The 2,629-nt window shown below is 61.6% G+C and carries 4 protein-coding genes and 1 pseudogene; 1 reads left to right on the forward strand and 4 read right to left on the reverse strand.

Translation table 11 applies throughout. From position 1 onward, the window contains the following. Positions 1–151 (forward strand): annotated as a pseudogene (locus tag EN893_RS40100) (porin family protein); the annotation flags it as partial. A gap of 235 nt (positions 152–386) precedes the next feature. Here the strand turns inward: EN893_RS40100 and EN893_RS28375 are convergent. The 4 genes from EN893_RS28375 to EN893_RS28390 form a co-directional block, all read right to left on the reverse strand. Beyond that, entirely contained in the window at positions 387–854 is a 468-nt protein-coding gene (locus EN893_RS28375; protein ID WP_127273685.1) for a DUF1203 domain-containing protein, read from the reverse strand. Between the two features lie 156 nt (positions 855–1,010). Next, positions 1,011–1,568: an OmpA family protein gene (locus EN893_RS28380; RefSeq protein ID WP_127271734.1), complete on the reverse strand. Its 558-nt coding sequence runs from the start codon at positions 1,566–1,568 to the stop codon at positions 1,011–1,013. Positions 1,569–1,684: 116 nt separating this feature from the next. Next, complete coding sequence (locus EN893_RS28385; RefSeq protein ID WP_206517198.1) at positions 1,685–2,257, reverse strand: GNAT family N-acetyltransferase; 573 nt, start codon at positions 2,255–2,257, stop codon at positions 1,685–1,687. Continuing rightward, positions 2,254–2,629 (reverse strand): rhodanese-like domain-containing protein (locus EN893_RS28390; RefSeq protein ID WP_164901183.1); only part of this gene is annotated, 376 nt, incomplete at its 5' end. The genes EN893_RS28390 and EN893_RS28385, both read right to left, overlap by 4 nt.

A 2,629-nucleotide genomic window follows, 5' to 3' on the forward strand; every position in this document is an offset into this window, starting at 1 on the left:
GTCCAGCAATGTCACCGTTGGCCTCGAATATCGCTATTCGCAGTTCGCCGAGAAGGACTTTTCTTCGGAATTCGGCGCACCCGACGACACCCTTACCTCGACTTCCTCTTTCCACACCGTGCGTCTCGGCGCGAAGTACAAGTTCAACTAAAAGGCCCTCCAGCCAAACAGTTGCAGCCCGTCGGCCATGCCGGCGGGCTTTTTTTTATTGCTCGAATCTTTCCGCGCCAAACGCAGGCAACAAAAAAGCGGAGCCAAAGCCCCGCTTCCTCGATGTCGAGATTTACCGCCGGTTCATCCGCGGTCGGCAAATCGATCGACAATAGCTTTCTATCGCGAATATGCGACGGGAGTACGACAACTGTTTCCAGCGGCTAATCTCAGCCTCAAGCGCGCTCGATGCGGCACTGGTAGCAATTGTTGCGCGCCGAACGGACATGGACGTAGGCGATCTCGTCGCGTTCGAACAGCGTCTCGGCCCGTGCAGCAATTGCCGTGGTCGGGATGACGCCGCCGCTGCCGTAGACGATGCGATCATCCCTGCCATAGCCGCGCACGATGTAGTCGGGGCTTTCGAGAATCTCGGGCAGCGCCTCGCTCTCGGCAGCGCGGTCGCATTCCTCGCCATGCAGGAAGATCGGCCCCGTTTCAGCATAGGGCTGAAGCTGCGGGAATGGCCGGTACGCCAGAACAAGATAGGCGTCGCCGGCGGCGATGTTCTTCAAGCAATGCCGGCAAGGCATGCCGTCACCGTCGGAGATCTTTCGCTCGGGCATTTGGCCATAAGCATCGATCCCGCCGCGCTGCAGCGTCCTGACACCTTCGGTCGGCAAAGCTTTGAACTGGATGGTCATGGAAAATCTCCGGTGTGGTCTACCGGAAATTATCCCTTTGAACTCTCGCCGCCCACCCGATTCCTGCCAGATATCGAAGAGCCGGTCGCCCGTCGGCGACCGGCTCTCATCAAGTCCCGTCGAAAGCGCCGTCTAACTAAAATTCAGAGCTGCGGCTCAACGGATGAAATCGTCGAAGCGGCGCAGTGTCACCCGGCGATTCTGCCAGTTTTCGTTCTGCGTCTGCACCAGCAAAAACTCTTCGCCATAGCCGACTGTCTCGAGAGCATGACCCGGCACGCCGAATTCGCGCACCAATGTGCGCTTGAGCGAAGCGGCGCGCTGTTCGGACAGAGCCTGATTCGACTGGAAGGAGCCGACGGCGTCGGTGTGGCCCTCGATCAGCACGCGGGCGCCGCGATCGCGGCGCAGGATGCGCCGCAGCGCGTCGGCAATGGTCTCGATCTTGTCGTATTGCGAGTTGGCAATAGCCGCCGAACCGAAGGCGAAGTTGATCGACTGGATATCGATCGAGCGGGCCATGCGGCGCAAATCCGGGCGCCGCTTGAATTCGCGGATGGTGACGCGCTCGTTCGGCCGCAATTTCACCCGCGGCGCCGCCTCGAGCTTCCGCTCGATCGTCGCGGCCGAAGGCGTTGTCGCCTGGGCTGCGGCGAGGCTTGGCATGGCAATTGCCGCGATCAGCGCGGCGGCAAGTGTACGGCGGGTCAGCATATCTTCGTCTCCTTCGGCCTTGGCCGCATTGATGGTGCCGGCAACATGCCAAAAACAGCCTGAAGGGCCGATGAACGGCGGGTTCAGATTCGAACCCGTGTCAGCTTCCGGCTAGTCTAGGGCCGCATGACGCTGGCCGCGCGCTCGGTGAAAGGCAGCGGATGGACGATTTCCCTCTTTTGCGCCACCGGTGCAAAGCCGAGCTTCTGGTAGAGCGGCAGAGCCGCCGGATGATCGAGCGTGCAGGTCTGCACCGTCACCCGCTTCGGCCCATGCGACCATGCGGCGGCGATCGCGGAGCCCAGGAACCAGCGGCCGATGCCTTGCCCGGTGGCATGTTCCATCATGCCGAAATAGGCGAGTTCGACTTCTTCCGGCAGATGCGGCTTGAGATCGAAGAAGCCGGCGGGCGCGCCGTCGAGGTAAAGGACCCTGATGTCGCGATCCTCACGATGGATGCCGGCGGAAAGCTCGTCGTCATCCAGCCTCAGCACATTGACCCAGTGCCATTTGCGCCCCACCCGGTCCATCAGATAGCGGTAAAAATGCAGCGGAATGTCCTTGGTCTTCAGCAGCGCGACCTGACGGTTATACGGCACAGGCGGCGAATAGGCCGGAGGCACATGCATCTCGAGGAACGTCACCGTGACTTCGATGTCTTCCAGCGCGCCGTTTTCCACCGTCTTCATTCCTTGCCGATCACAACGGGGCCGGTCACGACAGGCGTGTCGGAAAGCCCGCCCCACTCCGTCCAGGAGCCGTCGTAAAGCCTGTTGTTTGTATGGCCAAGCGTTTCCAGCGCCAGCGTCACCACCGCCGCGGTAATACCGGAGCCGCATGAAGTGACGACAGGTTTCGACAGATCGATGCCGGCCTCCTCGATCACCTTGCGCAGACGGTCCTTCGACAGCAGCTCGCCATTTTCCGACAGCGCCGAATAGGGCAGATTGCGCGCGCCGGGCATATGGCCGGAGCGGATACCCGCGCGCGGCTCAGGTTCAGTGCCGGTGAAGCGGCCCGGTCCACGGGCGTCGGCGATCTGGCTCGCCTTGGTGTCGACG

The organism is Mesorhizobium sp. M7A.F.Ca.CA.004.04.2.1, assembly GCF_004022825.1.
GTDB lineage: Bacteria > Pseudomonadota > Alphaproteobacteria > Rhizobiales > Rhizobiaceae > Mesorhizobium.

Bases quoted from the DNA above. Each gene is read 5' to 3' on its own strand.
- EN893_RS28380 (WP_127271734.1), bottom strand. From the start codon at position 1,568: ATGCTGACCCGCCGTACACTTGCCGCCGCGCTGATCGCGGCAATTGCC.
- EN893_RS28375 (WP_127273685.1), bottom strand. From the start codon at position 854: ATGACCATCCAGTTCAAAGCTTTGCCGACCGAAGGTGTCAGGACGCTG.
- EN893_RS28385 (WP_206517198.1), bottom strand. From the start codon at position 2,257: ATGAAGACGGTGGAAAACGGCGCGCTGGAAGACATCGAAGTCACGGTG.